This window comes from Streptomyces sp. NPDC107522 (assembly GCF_055657525.1).
On the sequence record NZ_JBVKAU010000009.1, the window covers coordinates 185,472 to 205,298 of the forward strand.

Genomic DNA, 19,827 nt, shown 5'->3' on the forward strand with positions numbered 1-19,827 from the left:
ACGGTCACGCTGGTCACCGGCGACCGCGTCCTGGTCGACGGCGACGGCCGGGTCTCCGGGGTGGAGCGGGCCCCGGGCCGGAAGGACATACCCTTCTCGATCCGGGAGGTCGCCGGACACACCCGGGTCGTCCCCGGTGACGCCGAACTGCTGCTGGCCCAGCGCAAGTTGGACACGCGGCTGTTCGACGTGACCCAGCTGATCAAGGATGGCTACGACGACGCGGGCCGCTCCGACGTCCCGCTGATCGTCACGTTCAAGGGCAAGAAGACGCCCTAGATGAGCCCGTTCACCGCGGCCGGGGCCCGGATGGGCCGTGCGCTGCCCGTGGTCAACGGCAAGTCGATGCGGTCCGTCAAGAAGCGGACGGCCGACTTCTGGGACACCGTCACCGCCGCCGGATCCGGGGCCGTCGAGAAGGTCTGGCTGGACGGCCGCCGCAAGGCCTCCCTCGACAAGAGCGTCCCGCAGATCGGCGCGCCGACGGCCTGGGCCGCCGGGTACGACGGCACCGGGGTCAAGGTCGCGGTCCTGGACACCGGAGTCGACACCGGCCACCCGGACCTCGCGTCCCAGGTGGTCGAGGAGAAGGACTTCTCGGGCTCCGACGGCCCCGGCGACAAGTTCGGCCACGGCACGCACGTGGCGTCCACCGTGGCCGGCACCGGCGCCAAGTCGGACGGCAGGTTCAAGGGCGTGGCGCCGGGCGCGAAGATCCTCAACGGCAAGGTCCTGGACGACACCGGCTCCGGCTCGGACTCCGGGATCATCGCCGGCATGGAGTGGGCGGTGGCCCAGGGCGCGGACGTCGTCAACCTCAGCCTCGGCGGCACCGACCTGCCCGGCACCGACCCGATGGAGGAGGCGGTCGACCGGCTCTCCGCCGCCTCCGACACGCTCTTCGTCGTCGCGGCGGGCAACGAGGGCGAGTCCGGCGAGGGCACGGTCGGCTCGCCCGGCAGCGCGGACGCCGCGCTCACCGTCGGCGCCGTCGACAAGTCCGACGCCCTCGCCGACTTCTCCAGCCGCGGTCCGCGCGTCGGGGACAGCGGGGTCAAGCCCGACCTGACCGCGCCCGGTGTCGAGATCACCGCCGCGGCGGCGGCCGGCTCTCTCGTCGAGAGCGAGTACCCCTCCGGCGTCCCCGGCTACGCCACCCTCGACGGTACGTCCATGGCGACCCCGCACGTCGCGGGCGCCGCCGCCCTCCTCGCCCAACAGCACCCCGACTGGAGCGGCGAGCGCCTCAAGGCGGTCCTCACCGGTTCCGCCAAGCCGGGGACGTACAGCTCCTTCCAGCAGGGCACCGGACGTACGGACCTGGTCCGGGCGCTGGAGCAGAGCGTCGTCACCGAGCAGGGTCCGCTCGACTTCGGTGAGCAGCAGTGGCCGCACGCCGACGACAAGCCGTCCACCAAGCAGCTCACGTACCGCAACCTCGGCACCGAGCCGGTCACCCTGGACCTGTCCGTCGACGCCTACACGGTGGCCGGAAAGCCCGCCGCCGAAGGCATGTTCAGCGTCTCACCGCAGCGGATCACCGTCCCGGCGGGCGGCACGGCGAGCGCCGAGGTCACCGCGGACACCCGCGCGGGCGGCGCCGACGGCAGCTTCGGCGGCTCGGTGCAGGCGACCTCCGCCGACGGCAAGGTCCAGGTGCGGTCCGCCGTCGGCGTGGCGCGCGAAGTGGAGTCGTACAGCCTGACGCTGAAGCACATCGACGAGGACGGCCGGCCGACCGGCGACGCCGCGACCGCGGTCGCCGGCCTCTACAGCGACCTCTACGCCGAGTGCGCCGACGAGCAGGACGGCGAGCTGACGGTACGGCTGCCCAAGGGCGACTACATCCTCAGCGGTGTGATCCACCCGCAGACCTCGTCCCTGGCCCACGCCGTCCTGCTGGAGCCGAAGTTCCGGCTGGACGGCGACAAGACGGTCACCGTCGACGCCCGGCGGGCGAAGCCGGTGGACATCACCGTGCCGGACCCGGCGGCCGAGAACACCGACGCCACGGTCGCGATCGGCTTCGGGCGGGGCGAGGGGCTGAGCGACGGCTCCCTCCAGTACCTGATGCCCACCTTCGAGGGCTCGCGGTTCGGGCGGCTCGGCGGCGGGGAGGCCGTGGAGAGGCTGACCGCCCTGTACTCCGGCAACTGGACCGCGAAGGCCGGGGACGGCAGGCCGGTCAACTACCACGCCGCCTGGTACCGGAAGGGCAGCCTGGACGGCTTCACCGCGCGGGTCGAGCGCAGGCAGTTGGCGAAGGTCGACCTGCAGGTGGGCGAGGCGGTCGACGGCCGGCGCGTCCAGGCGGAGGTGAGCCCGCACCTGCCGGACGGCGACCTGGTGCGCGGTTTCACCGACATGCGGGGTGATCTCCCGTTCCGGAGCACCGAGTACATCCTCGACAACGGCGTGAAGTGGTCGGTGCGCACCTGGCAGGTCTCGGGCGAGGGCCGGGAGTCGGTCTTCGAGAACTTCCTGATGAGGATGGACCAGACCTGGAAGGCGGGCCACAGCTACCGGGAGCGGTTCGGTGTCGGCGTCTTCGGCCCGGCCTTTGGCGGCCCCGACTCCCCCGGACCGGCCAGGGGCTTCCCCGGCGCCGGCCGCTCCGGCAACACCCTCCGGGCGTATCTGCCGCTGTTCGGTGACGGCGGCGGGCACTGGGGCACCAGCGACACGACCTCCGTGACGACCAGGCTGGAGGCGGACGGCAAGGAGATCTCCGACGAGTACGGCATCCCGCCGACCGACGGCGTCACCGAGTACACGGTTCCCGCCGAGGACACCGCGTACACGCTGACCGTGGACAACTCCCGCGACCCGGCCGTGTACGCCGTCAGCACCCGCGTCCGCGCGGAGTGGACCTTCCGCTCCGCCCGGACCCCCGAGGGCGACTTCGCCGCGCTGCCGCTGTCGACGGTCCGCTTCAGCCCCGACCTGACCCTGGCCAGCACGGCGAAGGCGGGCCAGCGCTTCAAGGTTCCCTTCACCGTCGAGGGCGCGGCGGCCGGGCAGCGACCCGCGAAGCTCGCCTTCCAGGTGTCGTACGACGACGGCGCCACCTGGCAGCCCGCCAGGGCCGTCGGTGGCACGCACCTGTCGCTGAAGCACCCGGCGAAGGCGGGCTCGGTCTCCCTGCGCGCCGAACTGACGGACCGCAACGGCAACACGCTCGTCCAGACGATCGAACGCGCCTACCTCACCACCCCGTAACCCCTGGTGCCTCACGCTGCCCGGGAGCGTACGCGCTGTTCGAAGCCGCTTGGGCAAGCGCGACCGACCTGGCCACCTTCCTCGATCCGAGACGGCCCCGCATCGATGAGCAGGCCGCCAAGGTCCTGCGCGCCCTGTGCTCCGGCGCCACCGACGAGGCAGCCGCACGGGAACTGGGCATGTCGCTGCGCACCTACCGCCGCCGGGTCGCGGAGCTGCTCGCCGGCCTGGAGGCGGCCTCACGGTTCCAAGCCGAGTACGGGCGGGGGAGTTGGGGCTGATCCGCAGCTGATCCACACGGCACGGGTCGAGGCGGCGCACAGGACTTCGAACTGGCGGCGCAGTTGGCGGCCGAGGACCGGATCCGCCTGGTCGTAAGAAACCCGTTGTCGCGACCGACGACGCTGTGGTTACGATGCGCGACGACCCATCTCACAGCGACGGTCAACGTCGTATCGACGGTCGACCTCGTATCGGGGAACGCAGAAGGGGACACGTTGCAGTCGGCGTCACGCGCCACGGGTGGTGAGCGAGCAGGCCGCAGGCCGCGCAACGCACAGGCCACCTGGTGGCCGCTGATTCGAAGACTCACCACGCACCGCTGAGCCTTGCCGCGAGCTCTGCCGCCAGGCACGGCGCGGTTCCACGTGCCCACCTCTTCTCATCCGGCCGGTATCCGGCATGCCCGCGGCCCGTCGCGCCCTCGCGCGGACCCGGCGCCCGCCTGCGCCCCGGCCCTTCCCTCACGAGGCCATGAACAACAAGAGATTTCTGCCTGCGCTGCTCGTCGTGGCGCTGATCGGCACCATCGTCGAGCTGGACATGTCCGTGCCCAGCTTCCCCGACATCGCACGGGCGCTGGACGCGTCCGAGTCGTCGGTCCAACTGACCTTCACCTACAACTTCTTCGGCTACTGCCTGGGTGCCCTCGCCTACGGGCCGCTGTCCGACCGGTTCGGCCGGCGCGGCGTCATGCTGGCCGGAAACACCGTCATGCTGGCCGGCGCGCTGGGCTGCGCCATCGCGCCGACCATCGAGTTCCTGCTGGCGTCCCGGTTCGTGCAGGGTGTCGGCGCCAGCACATCCGTCGTGCTCGTGTTCGTGATCATCGCGGACGTCTACGAGGGCACCGAGCTGCTCAGGATGTTCGGGCTGACCAACGCCGCCATGTCCACCTTCATGACGGCGGCCCCGGCCCTCGGCGGCCTGGTCAACCGCACGATCGGCTGGCGCAGCAACTACGCGGTGGTCTTCGGCATCACCCTGGTGTCGCTGCTGCTGATGGCGCTGTTCCTGCCCGAGACCCGGGCCGAACGGGTCAAGGTCGGCGTCCGGCAGGTGGCGGGCGACTACCGACGGCTGCTGGGCAGCAAGGAGTTCGTCGCCGCGTCGCTCGTACCCAGCCTGCTGTTCGCGGCGTACATGGTGTTCATCGCCGCCGGCTCGTTCCTGTACACGGACACCTTCGGCCTGTCCACGCTCGCCTTCGCGGGCAATCTGCTGGTCATCGTCGCGTCGTTCGCCGTCACCAGCCTCTTCGCCGCGAGGCTCATGACCCTCCTCGGCGGACCCGGACGCACCGTGGCGTGCGGCATCGCCGCGACGGTGATCGGGGTCGTGCTGTTGCTCGCCCTCGGTGACGGCCCGGTGTCCACCACCCTGTCGCTGGCCGCGTTCTGCGTCGGCTTCGCCGCCGTCTACCCCGTCGTCTTCGGCCGGTCCCTCCAGGTCTTCCCCGAACTGCAGGGAGCGGCGTCCTCGCTGAACATGAGCGGCCGGGCGCTGCTGGTCACCCTCTTCACCGGTGTCGCGAGCAGCCTGTTCACCGGCGACGTCACCGTCACCGCCGGGGTGATGGCCGTGGCCACCGCCGTGGCCGCACCCCTGGCCTTCCTCAAGCCCCGGGCCGCGAGGTCCTAGGTCCAAGGCCTGATCGAAAAGGCATCACTCTTGCTGTTAGCGTGCAGCTGCACATCATTCGCAATAACGTCGGAGGACGTTGGACATGGCGGTTTACACGCTCCCGGAGCTTCCGTACGACTACTCGGCGCTCGCGCCGGTCATCAGCCCGGAGATCATCGAGCTGCACCACGACAAGCACCACGCGGCATACGTGAAGGGCGCGAACGACGCGTTGGAGCAGCTCGCCGAGGCGCGGGACAAGGAGTCGTGGGGCTCGATCAACGGTCTGGAGAAGAATCTGGCCTTCCATCTCTCCGGGCACATCCTGCACTCGATCTACTGGCACAACATGACCGGCGACGGCGGCGGCGAGCCGCTGGAGAAGGACGGCGTGGGCGAGCTGGCGGACGCGATCGCCGAGTCCTTCGGGTCCTTCGCCCACTTCAAGGCGCAGCTGTCCAAGGCGTCGGCGACGACCCAGGGTTCGGGCTGGGGCGTGCTGGCGTACGAGCCGTTGAGCGGTCGCCTCATCGTCGAGCAGGTCTACGACCATCAGGGCAACGTCGGCCAGGGCTCGACCCCGATCCTGGTCTTCGACGCCTGGGAGCACGCCTTCTACCTGCAGTACCGCAACCAGAAGGTCGACTTCATCGAGGGCATGTGGCAGGTCGTCAACTGGCAGGACGTGGCCAAGCGCTACGCCGCCGCCAAGGAGCGCGGCGACAGCCTGCTGCTCGCGCCGTGAAGCGGTGACCGCATCCGCCCAGACGTCCTGCCAGTGATCGTCTTCTCAACCTTCACTTGCAGGCGGCACGACGAAGGGCTCCCGCACGGACGTGACGTGCGGGAGCCCTTCGGGGTCCGGAGGGAGTGGATGAGCGTCAGCGGTGGACGGGCGCGGCCGGCAGTACGTGGTCGCCGACCTTGTCCGTGCTCAGGCACAGCGAGCAGACGACGGCGTCATGCGTCCGGCAGGCCGCCAGGTCCGGGCGCTCGTAGGGCTGGTGGCAGACATGGCAGTCGTACGTCGTCGCACTCGGGTTGCCCTCCGCGTCCAGCAGCGGCTCGTCGATGCCGTCGTCGGCGCGGCGCAGGTAGTACTTGCCCTGGGTGACGACGGCCATGAGCGGGGTGAGGGCGAACGCGATCACGGCCGCGGCGACCGGGGAGTACGGCTGCAAGGTGTCGCCCAGCGCGTGGAAGTACATCGCGATCGACAGACCGGAGGCGGCGACGAAGGCCACCACGCCGACCGGGTTGACCGCGTACAGCATGCCCCGGCGGAACTCCGGCTGGAGCGGGGACAGCTTCAGTACGTACTTGTTGACGCCGATGTCGGTGGCGACGGTGACGACCCAGGCGATGGCGCAGTTCGAGTAGAAGCCCAGGATGCTGTTGAGGAAGCTGAACATGTCGGCCTCCATCAGGGCCAGCGCGAAGCCCAGGTTGACCAGGACGAAGACCATGCGGCCGGGGTAGCGCCCGGTGACGCGTGTGAAGGAGTTCGTCCACGCCAGTGAACCGGAGTACGCGTTCGTCACGTTGATCTTGATCTGGCTGATCACGACGAGGGCCACGGCCAGCGGGACGACCATCCAGGACGGCATCATCGCGTCGAAGGCGCCGCGGAACTGCTGGATCGGCTCGGGGGCGGCGGCCGGGCCGACCTTGGCGAGGATGTATACGGCGAGGAAGACACCGATGGCCTGCTTCAGCGCGCCGAGCACCACCCAGCCGGGGCCGGCCATGACCACCGCCGTCCACCAAGTGCGCTTGTTCGCCTCGGTCTTGGGCGGCATGAAGCGCAGGTAGTCGATCTGCTCGCCGATCTGTGCGATCAACGACAGGCACACGCCCGCGCCCAGCAGCACGGACGCGGTGTTGACGCCGCCGTCGCCATCCGTGCCGGCGTAGGCCAGGAAACGGTCGACCGTGCCGGGGTCGGTGGCGATCAGGTAGACCAGCGGGGCGACCATCAGCAGCAGCCAGACCGGGGTCGTCCACACCTGGAGCTTGCTCAGCGCCTTCATGCCGTAGACGACCAGCGGGATCACCATCAGCGTGGACACCAAGTAGCCCAGCCACAGCGGCATTCCGAGGCCGAGCTTCAGGCCCTGGGCCATGATCGAGCCTTCGAGGGCGAAGAAGATGAAGGTGAAGCTGGCGAAGATGACGCTGGTCAACACCGAGCCGTAGTAGCCGAAGCCGGAGCCGCGGGTGATCAGGTCGAGGTCGATGTTGTAGCGGGCGCCGTAATACGCCAGGGGGAAGCCCGTGATGAAGATGACGACGGCGGCGACCGCGATCGCCACGAGCGCGTTGCCGGTGCCGTGGGCCAGGCCGATGCCGGCGCCGATGGAGAAGTCGGCCATGTAGGCGATGCCGCCGAGTGCCGTGGTGGCCACGACCATGGGGGTCCAGCGGCGGTAACTGCGGGGCGCGAAGCGGAGGGTGTAGTCCTCCAGGGTCTCCTTGATCGCCTGATCGGTACCGCGCGCCGACTGCGGCGCGGTTCCCGGTTCGGTGACTTCTGCCAGTCGTGGCTCGGTGCTCACGCCTCGCCTCCTTGCTGCGGGTGGGGGACTGCAGTCGTGGCCATGAGGAGGGACGCTAGGCAGGAGTCGTTACACCTAAATACTTCCTGGATGAAGGAACTGTTTCCGACGGCTCCTCAGATCGCGAGCCTCGGCGTGCCGTGAGAATATATTGGGATTTTTCCTCTTAATCTCTTCTCACTGTACGAAGTCGATCCCGCATGGATCGCAACTCCCCTCACTCCATCGGAGATGACATGCACAAGCTTCGCAAGGCTGCCGTCCTGGTCGTCGCCCTTGGCAGCGTCGGACTCCTGGGCACCGGCACGGCCACCGCTCAGGGCCTCGACGGTGGCGGCGGCAAGGGCGGGGACAAGGTCAGCATCCTGCAGAGCTCCTCCTGCAAGTCGCACGACCTCAACGTCGACGTCCTCGGCCAGGTCGGTGTGCTCAACGGCGCGCTGGGCAACGCGCTCGGCGGCGAGGGCAACTCGGGTGGGCAGGACGACACCCACCTGGGCTCGGGCATGGGCTGCAACAACTCGGGCTTCTAGGTCGGGGCCTTCCGGTGGAGTACGGAATCCCGGAAGCCGGTCAGGGCCTGGTCCGCGTACATGGACCAGGCCCTGACCGGTCCAGGTGCCCGTATACGTGTCATGCGGCGCGTACAGCCCGCTGACAAGGGCCCCCGCAGCCGCTTGGCCTCGATCGCCTTCGTCCCCGCGTGCAGGGCCGTGGTGCCCTCGAGCCCGGCCGCTGCGAAGGCGGCACGCTCCTCGGACTTCCCCGGCGCGCGCCGCCACCTCTCGACGCCGAGCCGGCGAGGTCGCGGAAGAGGCGAGCTTCTGCACGGGCTTGCGCACGGATCAGGTCACTTTCACCCGGGTGTCGGTGATCACCTGGGCGGCGAGGTGAAGGGCCTCGTCGACGGACGCGGCCCGCGCCACGACGTGCCCGACCCGGCCGGAACTGTCGGCCGGCTCGGGCACGCGTTGCCCGGGACGGATATGGATCCGGCTGTGGGTGCCGGGCACGTCGGGGATGACGACGTCCTCCAGAACTCCCGCCCGCTCGGGCAGCACAAAGCGCACCGCGGCCGCCGCGTCACGGGTCGGCGCGGTGTGCGGCAGCTGCCCGGTCACGGCCTGCAGATAGGCGGCGGCCTCGCTGACGCCGGTCGCGGCCTCGACGATCTCGCAGATGTTGTCCCCGGGCAGCCGGGCCCCGGTCTCGATGACGACCGGCTCTCCGCCGGGAAGGATCTTCACCTCGGTGTGGGCGATGCCGTTGCGCACCCCGACGGCGAGCGCGGCGCGCGCCGCGGCGTCCTGGATCGCCCGCACCGTGCGCGCGTCGAGCCCGGCCGGACAGGAGTGTCCGGTCTCCACCCGGTACCTGCCCGCCGTGGTGTCCTTGCGGACCACGGGCAGCGGGTACGGCACCCCGTCGTGCACGACCGTGTCGGCGGAGAACTCCTCGCCGGGCACATAGCTCTGCAGCAGCACGCGCGAGTCCAGCGGCAGACCGTGCGGCTCGGCCCGCGTGAACCGCCCGGCGGCGGCCACGGCGGCATCGAGCCCGTCCGGGCCCGCCACGACGCTCACGCCCCAGGAGCCGCCCTGCTCGGCGGGCTTCACGACGAGCGGCCACCCCAACCGGCCGGAAGCGGCCACCTGGTGGGCCTGCTCGGCGGTGGCGACCACCGCGTCCGCAGGGGCCGCCACACCCGCCGCACGGAACGCCTCCGCCATGGCGATCTTGTTGCGCGCGGCCTTGGCGCGCAGCGGATCGTTGCCCGGCAGCCCGAGGCGCGCGGCGAGCATGGCCGCGAGAGGGGTCAGCAACTCCCAGCAGACGGCGACACCCGCGATGCGGTGCGTGCGGCAGAACGCCTCCATGTCGTCCAACGCGCGTGCGGAATCAGCCAGTTCGGTCAGACACACCCCGGCGAGGCCGCGGGCCAGCCAGGGCTCGTAACCGGCGTGAACCCGCTCGTCGGTGGCCGCGTACAGCCGTATGCCCAACCGGGCCGCGGCCCTCACAAGGAAGGGTCCCGCGTTGCCCAGGGGCTCGATCACCATCACGCCGGGCATGTCCGGCTCGTCGCTGCTGTCCACCCGCCCAGTGGATCGGTCGCGGCGGTGCACCGTCCATCGGGCTGTTCTCTGAAAACAACTCCTTGATGGCAGCGCCGAGTTGGCCGAAGGTACAACGATCACACCCTGTCGGGGTCGGCCAGAAGCGAAGCCGGTGGCGCCGGGTCAGCGGCGCAGCCCCAGCGCCTCCCCGCCCGCATACCGGGCCTGTGCGCCCAGCTCCTCCTCGATGCGGACGAGCTGGTTGTACTTGGCGGTGCGGTCGGCGCGGGACAGCGAACCGGTCTTGATCTGGCCGCATCCGGTGGCGACGGCGAGGTCGGCGATGGTGGTGTCCTCGGTCTCGCCGGAGCGGTGGGACATCACGACGGTGTAGCCGGCGCGGTGCGCGGTGGCGACGGTGGCCAGCGTCTCCGTGAGGGTGCCGATCTGGTTCACCTTCACCAGGATCGAGTTGGCGATGCCGTCCCGGATCCCGGCGCGCAGCAGCGTCTCGTTGGTGCAGAAGACGTCGTCGCCGGTGAGCTGGCAGCGCTCGCCCAGCCGGGCGGTCAGCGCGCGCCAGCCGTCGTGGTCGTCCTCGGCCATCGCGTCCTCGATCGAGGCGACGGGGTAGCGGTCGACGAGGGTGGCGAGGTAGTCGGCGTGTTCGGCGGACGTGCGGCGGACGCCCTCGCCCGTGTAGTCGTAGATCCCGTCGTGGAAGAACTCCGACGTGGCCGGGTCCATGACGAGGGTGATGTCGGTGCCCGGCTTGTAGCCGGTCTGCTCGATGGCCCGTACGACGAAGTCCAACGCCTCGTCGGCGGTGCGCAGGTCGGGCGCGAAGCCTCCCTCGTCGCCGACGTTCACGCCGTGGCCGGCCGCGATCAGGTTGCCGCGCAGGGTGTGGAAGACCTCCGAGCCCATGCGGACGGCCTCGGCGAAGGTGGCCGCGCCGATGGGGGCGATCATGAACTCCTGGAAGTCCAGCGGATTGTCCGCGTGGGCACCGCCGTTGACGATGTTCATCATCGGCACCGGCAGCAGACGGGCGTCGACTCCGCCGACGTAGCGGTACAGCGGCAGGCGGTGGGCGGCCGCGGCGGCCTTGGCGGTGGCCAGGGAGACGCCGAGCAGGGCGTTGGCGCCGAGCCGTGACTTGGTGTCCGTGCCGTCCAGCTCGATCATGGTGCGGTCCACGGTCGCCTGGTCCTCGGCGTCGAGCCCGATCACGGCGTCCGCGATGCTCTCGTTCACCGCGTCGACCGCGCGCCGAACTCCCTTGCCGTGGAAGCGGGTCGGATCCCCGTCGCGCAGTTCCACCGCCTCTCGGGCGCCGGTCGAGGCTCCGGACGGGACCGCGGCGCGGCCGAGCGATCCGTCCTTGAGTTCCACGTCGACCTCGACGGTCGGATTGCCCCGGCTGTCGATGATCTCCCGTGCGACGACCCGGCTGATGGCGGTCACGACATCTCTCCTCGCGCTGGGCCCGCGGAGCGGCGGGCGTAAGTACCCCTCGGGAAGTTCCCTTTGGAGAGTTCCCCTTGGAAAGTTCCCTTTGGAAACAAAGTGAGTCCCGAAAGGGAACCTACTATGGGTGCATGAGGATGCACAACGCCGACGAGACCTGCGGCATCGCCCAGGCCGCCCTGGTCCTGGGCGACTGGTGGAACGTACTGGTGCTGCGGGAGGTCGCCCGCGGCCATGTCCGCTTCGACGCGCTGGCCGCCGAGATCGGCCTGTCCCGCAAGGTCCTCACCGAGCGGCTCGGCCGGCTCGTCGCGGCCGGGGTGCTGCGGCGCAGCCTCTACCAGCGACGCCCGGTGCGCTACGAGTACGTCCTCACCGACGCCGGAGCCGCGCTGTTGCCCTTGCTGGTCGCCATGCAGGACTGGGGCGACCGGTGGGTGCTCGGCGACGGAAGCCTCACCGCGACCGCGGAGGCGGACGGTGCCGAACACGCCCGCGTCCACGCCCTGGTGGGCACGCCTGTGCCGGACGGCCTCGAACTGCCCGGCGCGCAGGGCGGGGAGCTGCCCGTCGTCTCACCGGACGCCGCCGCCACCGTGCTGTTCACCTACCCCGGCACGGGGATCGAATGGGGCCCGATCCCCGGAGCCGCAGGCTGCACGCTGGAGAACCGGCTCTTCCGGGACGCCTGGCCCGACTTCCGCCGGGCGGACGTGGAGGTGCGCGGCGTCAGTACCCAGCTCGCCGAGGAGCAGGCGGAGTTCGCCCGCGCCGAGGACATCCCGTACCCCCTTCTCTCCGACGCCGCCCACCAGCTGGCCGCGGCCCTGCGGTTGCCGACCTTCCGCGGCGCGGGCCGACTGCGGCACAAGCGGCTGATCCTGGTCGTCGACGCCCAACGGACCGTACGGCACGCGGTGTTCCCTGTCGTCGACATCCCTCACGCGGTCGCCGAGAGCCTGCGCGTGGCGGCGGAGTGCGCGCGGGCGGCGTGAGCGGGGGGAGCGCGGCGAGCGGGGTGACAGGGGCACCGGCAGACTCACCTAGCGGTCGCCCGGCTCGTAGGCGCTGATGTCGTAGCGGGCCTCGTCGTCGATCGCGTTCTTCTCCCAGTCCAGGGAGATGCTCACCGGATGCCCGTCGGCCGCGTACTCGGCCTCGGCCGTGTCCGCGTCGTCCCGCCGTGCCTGTTCGAGCTCGTCGAGGAGTTCCCGCAGGGTGGGCACCGTGTCGGGCGTGTCCTCGACCAGCCGTCGGGCGCTGTCGTCGAGGCCCTGCGCCTTGATCACGTCGCCGTCGCGGACCGTGATCCGGAAGGAGCCGAGCAACGCCCGCTCCCCTTCGCTCGATCGGAGCGTGTAGCTGTACGAGGCGGGCTCCTGCCAGGGGGCCCGGCTCTGAGTCACCGCCTTCTCCGTGCCGTTGCCGCAGGCGGCGACCGCGCAGAGCAGCCCTCCGATCAGCACGGCTCGGCCCACGGCAGGGCGGGTGGGAGATACGGCGGCGGTCATGGTGGCAGTCCCTTCGACGACGACTACCGCTATGACGCCGGTCGCCCGGGGAACGTTCGCCGGAACCCCCGCCCGGCCACTCTCCGTGATTTGGACGCGCCCTTCTCGTGCGCTTGATCAGCCCTGTACGGGCCTTAACTGCCCCTTCGCAACAGTGGCATCACCCGCCCCACCAGGGAAAACACCAGAAGGGATGAGTGCCATGGGCAGTGCCTCGCTTCCGCAGCGCCGAGCCGTTCTCACCGGAGGGCTCGTGGCCACCGCGGCCGTGATCACCGGCTGTTCGTCGAAGGCGGACGCCGGCACCGCGGCGCCGAAGGTCACGCCCGCGGCAGCCGCGGCAACCCCTTCGTCGTCGGCGAGCGCAGCCCCCGCCACACCTCGGGCGGCGTTCGACCGGCTACTGGAGGGCAACGAGCGGTGGGTCGCCGGAGCGCTCCAGCGCCCCCATCAGGACCTCGCCCGGCTCAAGGCGGTCGCCGAGGAGCAGGATCCGTACGGCGTCGTCGTCTCCTGCATCGACTCCCGGGTGGACCCGGAGCTGACCTTCGACACCGGGATCGGCGACCTGTTCGTGATACGCACCGGTGGGCAGGTGGTCGCGCCGGTGGTCACCGGCTCCGTCGAGTACGGGCCGCTGACCGCGGGGAGCCCGCTGATCGTCGTCCTCGGGCACCAGCGCTGTGGCGCGGTCAAGGCGTCGTACAAGGCGCTGAAGGAGGGCAAGCCGCTGGGCGGCAACCTGCAGTCGATCGTGGAGGCCCTCCGCCCGGCGTACGAGGCGATATCCAAGGAGAAGCACGCCGACCCCGTCGACGCCATGATCCGGGCCAACGCCCAGCAGACCGCGGCCGACCTGCGGCGCAACGCCAGTCTCGCGCCGCTCGTGAAGAAGGGCGAGCTCGCCGTCGTCAGCGCCTACTACTCGCTCGACACGGGCCGGGTGGAGGTCCTCTCCGGGAGGCCTGCCGCCTGACGGGGGGATGACCGGCCGCCGTTGGGGGGGCGGCCGGTCACCATCCGTCGAAGTGCGGGCGCCCACGGCCCGCCCCCGCTCAACCCCGCATCGCCCGAACCATACGAGCCGCCCCCGCGGCCACCCCACCCACGGCCAAGCCCGCCGAAGCGAGTGCGAGAGCCCGTGCCCGGCGCCCCGGAGGGGCCGGCCGGACCCCCGGAGCAACCCCGTACGCACTCGGCGCCACCTCGGACACCGGCAGTGCCGAGGCCAGCAGTTCCGCCAGGTGGACGGCCTCGTGGCCGCCGCTGTCGAACTCGTGGATCTGCGTACGGCAGCTGAAGCCGTCGGCGAGGACGACGGTCCCGGCGTCCTCCTCGCGCAGCCGCGGCAGCAGGACGCGTTCCGCGCAGGCCTGGCTGACCTCCAAGTGGCCGCGCTCGAACCCGAAGTTGCCGGCCAGACCACAGCAGCCGGATGCCAGCTGTTCAGCGTCCACCCCGGCGCGGCGCAGCAACTCGTCGTCGGCGTCCCAACCCAGTACGGCGTGCTGGTGGCAGTGCACCTGGGCGAGCGCGCGGGCGCTTCGGTCGGGCACCTGAGGCGGCTCGTATCCAGGGCTGTGCTCGATGAGCAACTCGGCCAGTGTCACGGTCTGTTCCTCCAACCGGCGTACATCCCGGTCGCCGGGGAACAGTTCACCCGCGTCCGACCGGAACACGGCCGTGCAGCTCGGCTCCAGGCCGACCACCAGCCCGCCCTCCCGGAGATGACCGGCCAGATGGCGGACGGTCCGGGCCAGGACGCGTTCGGCGACGCCGAGCTGGCCGGTGGAGATCCACGTCAGCCCGCAGCACAGGGGCTCGGTGGGCATCGTGACACGCCAGCCCGCGTGCGCCAGCAGCTCCACCGCCGCCTGGCCGACATGCGGATGGAAGAAGTTGCTGAAGGTGTCCGGCCACAGCAGCACCGACCCGCGCTCCCCGTCGCCGTAACAGCCGTCCGGCGCGCGGCGGGCGAACCACCGCTGCAGCGACTGCCGTGCGAACAGCGGCACTTCCCGCTCCTCGACCCCGGCCATGGCGACCGCGGCCCGGGACAGCGGCGGAGTGTGGGTGAACGCGTTGACCACCGGGCCGAGCCCGCCCCGGCCCACGGCCTGCGCGACCACCGGCAGCCAGCCCATCGACAGGTCCGAGCGGGGCCTGCGCCAAGGACGGCCCGCGTAGTGGTGCGAGAGGAACTCCGCCTTGTACGTCGCCATGTCGACATCGGCCGGGCAGTCGCTCTTGCAGCCCTTGCAGGCGAGGCACAGGTCGAGGGCGTCCTTCACCGCCTGCGAACGCCAGCCGTCGCGGATGGCGCTGTCGCCGTGCCCGTCGAGCATCTCGAACAGCAGCCGGGCCCGGCCGCGCGTGGAGTGCTCCTCCTCCAGCGTGACCTGGTAGGACGGGCACATCACCGCGCCGCCCTCGCTCTCCAGCCGTCGGCACTTGCCCACGCCCACGCACCGGTTGGCGGCCTCGGCGAAGGACCCGCCGTCGTGGGGGAAGCGGAAGTGCAGGTCGCGGGGGTCGTACGGGGCCCAGTCGCTGCCGATGCGAAGGTTCTCGTCGAGCCGGTACGGCGCCACGACCTTCCCCGGGTTCATCCGGTCGGCGGGGTCGAAGATGCCCTTGAGCCGGCCGAACGCCTCCACCAGCTCCTCCCCGAACATCCTCGGCAGCAGCTCGCCCCGGCTCTGCCCGTCCCCGTGCTCGCCGGAGAAGGAGCCGCCGAACTCGACCACGAGATCGGCCGCGCGCTCCATGAACCGCCGGTAGTCGGCCACCCCCTCGGCGCTGTACAGATCGAAGGGGATCCGCGTGTGCACGCACCCCTGCCCGAAGTGGCCGTAGAGGCTGGGCCCGGTGTCGCTCTGGTACCCGAACTCCTCGAACAGGCCGCGCAGCCGCCGCAGATAGTCGCCGAGCCGCTCCGGCGGCACCGCAGAGTCCTCCCAGCCCTCCCAGGTGTCAGGACGGCCCGGGATGTGCGCGGTGGCGCCGAGCCCGGCCTCGCGGACCTGCCAGAGCTGCTCCTCGTGGGAGGGGTCGTCCAGGAAGGCGACCTCGGCGTCGTGCTCCGACTCGTGCAGCCCGTCCAGCATCCGGTGCGCCCGCTCGTCGGCCTCCTGAAGGGTCTCGCCGCCGAACTGCACCATCAAGAAGGCGTTTCCTTCGGGCAGTTGGGAGATCGCCTGCTCGTTGAGGTGCTTGAGCCGCTCGTCGTACACGAGGTGGCGGTCCACGCCCTCCAGCGCGATCGGCTCGTACGGCAGGATCGCCGGTACGGCGTCCGCGGCGCGCATGATGTCCGGGAACCCCAGCACCACCAGCGAGCGTTCCTTCACCACCGGCACCAGTTCGAGCTCCGCCCGCAGGACGGTGACCAACGTCGACTCGCTGCCGACGAGCAGCCCGGCGACGTCGAAGCCGTGCTCGGGCAGGAGCGAGTCCAGGTTGTAGCCGGAGACCCGGCGGGGGATGCGCGGGAAGCGGCGGCGGATCTCGTCGGCGTAGGCGTCGCGCAGGGCGCGCAACCGCCGGTACACGGCGGCCCGCAGGTCACCGTGCCGCTCGATCTCGGCGTACTCGTCGTCGCTCGTGTCCCCGCACCAGAAGCGGGTGCCGTCGTAGAGGAGCACCTCCAGACGGGCGATGTTGTCGACTACCTTGCCGTTCGCCTGCGCGGTGGCGCCGCAGGAGTTGTTGCCGATCATGCCGCCGATCGTGCAGTTGGCGTGGGTGGCGGGCTCGGGGCCGAAGCGCAGCCCGGTCGGGGCCAGTTGCCGGTTGAGCTCGTCGAGGACGATCCCCGGCTGGACGACACACCTGCGGGCGTCCACGTCGACGGACTCCAGACCCGTGCAGTACTTCGACCAGTCGATGACGACGGCCGTGTTGGTGCACTGCCCGGCCAGCGAAGTCCCCCCGCCCCGCGACAGCACGGGCGCTTCGTGCTCCCGGGCGACGGCCACCGCCTCCGCGGCCGCCTCCGGCGTGTGCGGCACGACCACGCCGATGGGCGTCTGGCGGAAGTTCGAGGCGTCGGTGGAGTACGCGGCCCGGCTCCCCGCGTCGAAGCGGACCTCACCGTCGACGCGCTCGCGCAACGCGGCCTCCAGGGCGGCCGGGTCGGGCGGGGGCGCCGCCTCGCGGCGGACGACGGGAGCGGGCAGGTCCAAGGTGCCCATGAACCCCTCCTCGGTGTCGGTACGGGCACCGCCCGGGTACCCGCAACCGCACCGGGGACTACTCCGGCTTCCTACTCCGGCGTCGCCTCCGCCGCGAAGTCGGGCATCAGCGCGCACATCGCCTGCCGCTGGGTGGGACCCATGAACCGCGCCAGTGCCTCCTTGACCGTCTCCGCGAGGACACCGGAGGCCTCCTCGATCAGGCGCCGGGCCTTTTCGGTGAGGGCGACCTCGACGCCGCGCTTGTCGCCGCAGACCGACTTGCGGGTGACCAGGCCGGCGTGCTGGAGGCAGGCGATCTGGTAGGTGAGGCGGGTCTTGGGGCGGCCGAGGAGCTCGGCGATCCGCGTCATGCGCAGGGCCTGGCCGGGGTCCGCGGCGAGCAGGCACAGGACCAGGAACTCGTCGTGCGAGACGTCCAGCCGTTCCTTCACCACGCTGCGCAGCTCCTGCTCGACGGCTCCGGTCGCGGCCAGCATCAGCATCCAGGCGTGGAGCTCGACGGGGAGGAGTCCGTCGCCGGAGGCGGAGGGGCAGTCGGGGAGGTCGGCCATGAATTCGAGTGTAGCCGTTGTTCAAATTTGGAGTATCGGCTAGCGTGTGGTCATCCAAATTTGGACTACAGGCTCGATGATCGCCGATGACCCGACCCCCCCGATGACCAGGAGTGAAAGATCATGACCGTCGCCGTCGAAACCGGAACCTGGCAGCTGGACTCCGCCGCCTCCACCGTCGCCATCCGCCACAAGACGTTCTGGGGGCTGGTCACCGTCAAGGGCACCTTCGCCGCCGTCACCGGCAACGGCGAGGTCCGCCCCGACGGCTCCGCCGTCGGCACGATCACCCTGGACGCCGCCTCCCTCGACACCAGGAACGCCAAGCGTGACGAGCACCTGCGCGGCGCCGACTTCTTCGACGTCGCCAACCACCCCGACCTCACCTTCGCGGTGCGCAGCGCCGAACTCCGCGCCGACGACACCGTGCACATCGTCGGTCAGCTCACCGCCCGTGGCGTCAGCCAGCCCAGGTCCTTCGTCGCTCGCGTCGTCGGCGCGGACGCCGACGCGCTCACCCTGGACGCCGAGTTCAGCGTGGACCGCGACCAGTTCGGCATGGGCTGGAACCAGCTCGGCATGATCCGCGGCCTGACCACGGTCGCCGCCACGCTCCGCTTCACCCGGACCGCGGCAGCCTGACGTCGGCACTCGACAGCGTCTGCGGTACGGCCGTGAAGGCCCGCAGCCGGATCCGCGTGCGGGGACGGGGGAGGACGAACCTCCCTGCGGGCGGCCGGAGTTCATAGCGCGCCGAGCTGTGGCCGGGCAGGAGGGCCGGGCCCCGTACGACCGTCCAGTACGGATCCATCCCCTGGCCCGTGGTCAGCGTGAAGTGGGGCGTGAGGGCGGCGGCGTCCGTGTTGGCGACCTCGACATCGAGGCCGGACAGGGCGGTCGGCGTCGCCCACCGCACCGACGTCACCCGCATGCCCAGCGGAGGCATCCCGGTCGCCGCCCATGCCGCGCCCGCCAGGGCCGGGGTGAGCAGCAGCAGGGCCGCCGCGATCCGCGCCGGGCGTCGGACCAGCAAGCGCGGGCGCGGCTGCCAGGCAGTGGCGAACTCCGACGCCGGCGCGGTGACCGCCGCCGCCAGCCACAGCGGCGTCATCATCAGGTAGTAGCCGTCCTGCGACCGGGTCGCCAGAAAGAACGCGCACCACGGCAGCACGGTCGCCGCGGGCCCCAGCCGCCGCACGAACAGCACGAACAGCGCGAGCAGCCCCGCCGCCAGCAGCATGCTCGCGTGGGAGTACCAGTCGAGCCGGTCGCTGCCGTCGGTGAAGTACAGCGAGACGCCGACCACGCCCTGCCCGTGGATCACCGCGCCCTGCGTCAGCGGCAGCGCGATGCCCCGGACCCAGGTGCCCGGCTCACTGACGACGAAGTACGTGTTGACCAACAGCCATACGACCCCGGCGGCCCCGGCGATCCGCGCCACGACCAGCGCCGCCGCCCGCGCCCCCAGCTCCCCGCGCCGCACGGCGTAGATCCCGGCCAGCAGGAACGGCGCCACGAACCACGGCAGTTGCTGCGCCGCGCACGCCGCCCCCAGACACGCCGCCCGCGCCAGCCCGCCGGCCCCGAGCCGCCCGCCCCGCCCCATCCGCGGCCACCGCACCACCACCGGCACCAGCAGGGCCAGCGCCACGATCGCCGGATAGCCGAGGCGGCCGTAGGACGGCAGAAACCCGAAGCCGAGGCACGCCATGGTCGCCGCCGACCGCCACGGCGCGGGCAGCATCCGCCACAGCGCGACCGTGCCGGCGAGGAGCGCGGCCGTGCTCACCGCCGTGGCCGGCGTGCCACCGTGCCCCAGCCACAGCAGCGGCGCGCTCAGCAGCGGGGTCAGGGGCGGATAGCCGTACGTGAAGTCGTAGCCGCCCGTAACCGTCGGCGTGAGCGCCACGCCGTGGCCGAAGAGCCAGGGCCACGGCTGCCCGTACACGGGGTGCCCGGCGACCAGCTCGCGGGCGGCCTGGGTGGTGAGGACCGCCTCGTCGCTGCCCTGGTGGTTCATCGCCCACGCGCAGAGCGTCAGCGTCACGGCGGTCACCAGGACGCACAGATCCAGCCGCGCCAGCGACCTCGCCCGCCGCACGACCAGCGCCAGCACGCCGCAGACCAGGATCGAGGCGTAGCACACCGAGATGGCGGCGGCCACGACGAGCCGGTGGCTCGCCGCCTGCGTCCAGATCGCCCGCGTGCCGATGAAGAGGCTGATGTCCGCGAGGAGGGTCAGGACGCGGTGCCACTGGGCGGGCGGCTCCGGTGCCAGGACGGCCGGTATCGACGACTGTGTCCGCCGGGCGGGTGTCACCGGCTGCGGTTCTGCTGCCAACTGCACGGCACCGGACCGTAATCAG

15 protein-coding genes are annotated in these 19,827 nt (G+C 71.2%); 8 read left to right on the plus strand and 7 right to left on the minus strand.

Going from position 1 to position 19,827, the window contains the following annotated elements; genetic code table 11:
- The first annotated feature begins 60 nt into the window (after nucleotides 1-60).
- The 4 genes from ACZ7L6_RS27670 to ACZ7L6_RS27685 all read left to right on the plus strand — a co-directional run bounded on the left by ACZ7L6_RS27670 (nucleotide 61) and on the right by ACZ7L6_RS27685 (nucleotide 5,866).
- Complete coding sequence (locus tag ACZ7L6_RS27670) at nucleotides 61-279, plus strand: hypothetical protein (protein ID WP_471928390.1); 219 nt, start codon at nucleotides 61-63, stop codon at nucleotides 277-279.
- Nucleotides 280-3,219 carry a S8 family peptidase gene (locus ACZ7L6_RS27675; protein ID WP_471928392.1) on the plus strand — a complete coding sequence of 980 codons (2,940 nt, stop codon included), beginning with the start codon at nucleotides 280-282 and terminating at the stop codon, nucleotides 3,217-3,219.
- Nucleotides 3,220-3,972: 753 nt separating this feature from the next.
- Complete coding sequence (locus tag ACZ7L6_RS27680; RefSeq protein WP_471928394.1) at nucleotides 3,973-5,139, plus strand: MFS transporter; 1,167 nt, start codon at nucleotides 3,973-3,975, stop codon at nucleotides 5,137-5,139.
- An 85-nt stretch (nucleotides 5,140-5,224) separates the two neighbouring features.
- Complete coding sequence (locus ACZ7L6_RS27685; RefSeq protein ID WP_471928396.1) at nucleotides 5,225-5,866, plus strand: superoxide dismutase; 642 nt, start codon at nucleotides 5,225-5,227, stop codon at nucleotides 5,864-5,866.
- A gap of 136 nt (nucleotides 5,867-6,002) precedes the next feature.
- Here the strand turns inward: ACZ7L6_RS27685 and ACZ7L6_RS27690 are convergent, their stop codons facing one another.
- The gene (locus tag ACZ7L6_RS27690; protein WP_471928398.1) at nucleotides 6,003-7,676 is read right to left on the minus strand and encodes a purine-cytosine permease family protein; all 1,674 of its coding nucleotides are present in this window, start codon (nucleotides 7,674-7,676) and stop codon (nucleotides 6,003-6,005) included.
- Nucleotides 7,677-7,912: 236 nt separating this feature from the next.
- Here ACZ7L6_RS27690 and ACZ7L6_RS27695 point away from each other — a divergent pair, with 236 nt between their 5' ends.
- Complete coding sequence (locus tag ACZ7L6_RS27695) at nucleotides 7,913-8,209, plus strand: hypothetical protein (RefSeq protein WP_471928400.1); 297 nt, start codon at nucleotides 7,913-7,915, stop codon at nucleotides 8,207-8,209.
- Between the two features lie 312 nt (nucleotides 8,210-8,521).
- Here ACZ7L6_RS27695 and ACZ7L6_RS27700 read toward each other — a convergent pair whose 3' ends face one another.
- On the minus strand, nucleotides 8,522-9,772 hold the full coding sequence (locus ACZ7L6_RS27700; protein ID WP_471928402.1) for an ATP-grasp domain-containing protein: 1,251 nt from the start codon (nucleotides 9,770-9,772) through the stop codon (nucleotides 8,522-8,524).
- 144 nt (nucleotides 9,773-9,916) lie between these two features.
- A complete protein-coding gene (eno, locus tag ACZ7L6_RS27705) occupies nucleotides 9,917-11,200 on the minus strand; it encodes a phosphopyruvate hydratase (RefSeq protein ID WP_471928404.1) in 1,284 nt (427 codons plus the stop codon).
- 134 nt (nucleotides 11,201-11,334) lie between these two features.
- On the opposite strand from eno, the gene ACZ7L6_RS27710 reads away from it, so the two are divergent.
- Nucleotides 11,335-12,198 carry a winged helix-turn-helix transcriptional regulator gene (locus tag ACZ7L6_RS27710; protein ID WP_471928406.1) on the plus strand — a complete coding sequence of 288 codons (864 nt, stop codon included), beginning with the start codon at nucleotides 11,335-11,337 and terminating at the stop codon, nucleotides 12,196-12,198.
- Between the two features lie 48 nt (nucleotides 12,199-12,246).
- On the opposite strand, the gene ACZ7L6_RS27715 is transcribed toward ACZ7L6_RS27710, so the two are convergent.
- A complete protein-coding gene (locus tag ACZ7L6_RS27715) occupies nucleotides 12,247-12,714 on the minus strand; it encodes a DUF6174 domain-containing protein (protein ID WP_471928408.1) in 468 nt (155 codons plus the stop codon).
- A 202-nt stretch (nucleotides 12,715-12,916) separates the two neighbouring features.
- Here ACZ7L6_RS27715 and ACZ7L6_RS27720 point away from each other — a divergent pair, with 202 nt between their 5' ends.
- Nucleotides 12,917-13,690 (plus strand): carbonic anhydrase, encoded by a 774-nt coding sequence (locus ACZ7L6_RS27720; protein WP_471928410.1) that lies wholly within the window; start codon nucleotides 12,917-12,919, stop codon nucleotides 13,688-13,690.
- A 79-nt stretch (nucleotides 13,691-13,769) separates the two neighbouring features.
- Here the strand turns inward: ACZ7L6_RS27720 and ACZ7L6_RS27725 are convergent, their stop codons facing one another.
- Together ACZ7L6_RS27725 and ACZ7L6_RS27730 are read right to left on the minus strand one after the other, a co-directional pair.
- Nucleotides 13,770-16,907 carry an FAD-binding and (Fe-S)-binding domain-containing protein gene (locus ACZ7L6_RS27725; RefSeq protein WP_471928412.1) on the minus strand — a complete coding sequence of 1,046 codons (3,138 nt, stop codon included), beginning with the start codon at nucleotides 16,905-16,907 and terminating at the stop codon, nucleotides 13,770-13,772.
- Between the two features lie 71 nt (nucleotides 16,908-16,978).
- Entirely contained in the window at nucleotides 16,979-17,461 is a 483-nt protein-coding gene (locus ACZ7L6_RS27730; RefSeq protein WP_471928414.1) for a MarR family winged helix-turn-helix transcriptional regulator, read from the minus strand.
- A gap of 123 nt (nucleotides 17,462-17,584) precedes the next feature.
- Here ACZ7L6_RS27730 and ACZ7L6_RS27735 point away from each other — a divergent pair, with 123 nt between their 5' ends.
- Nucleotides 17,585-18,103 (plus strand): YceI family protein, encoded by a 519-nt coding sequence (locus ACZ7L6_RS27735; RefSeq protein WP_471928416.1) that lies wholly within the window; start codon nucleotides 17,585-17,587, stop codon nucleotides 18,101-18,103.
- Here the strand turns inward: ACZ7L6_RS27735 and ACZ7L6_RS27740 are convergent.
- Complete coding sequence (locus ACZ7L6_RS27740) at nucleotides 18,081-19,781, minus strand: hypothetical protein (RefSeq protein WP_471928592.1); 1,701 nt, start codon at nucleotides 19,779-19,781, stop codon at nucleotides 18,081-18,083. The genes ACZ7L6_RS27735 and ACZ7L6_RS27740 overlap by 23 nt on opposite strands.
- Nucleotides 19,782-19,827 lie beyond the last annotated feature (46 nt).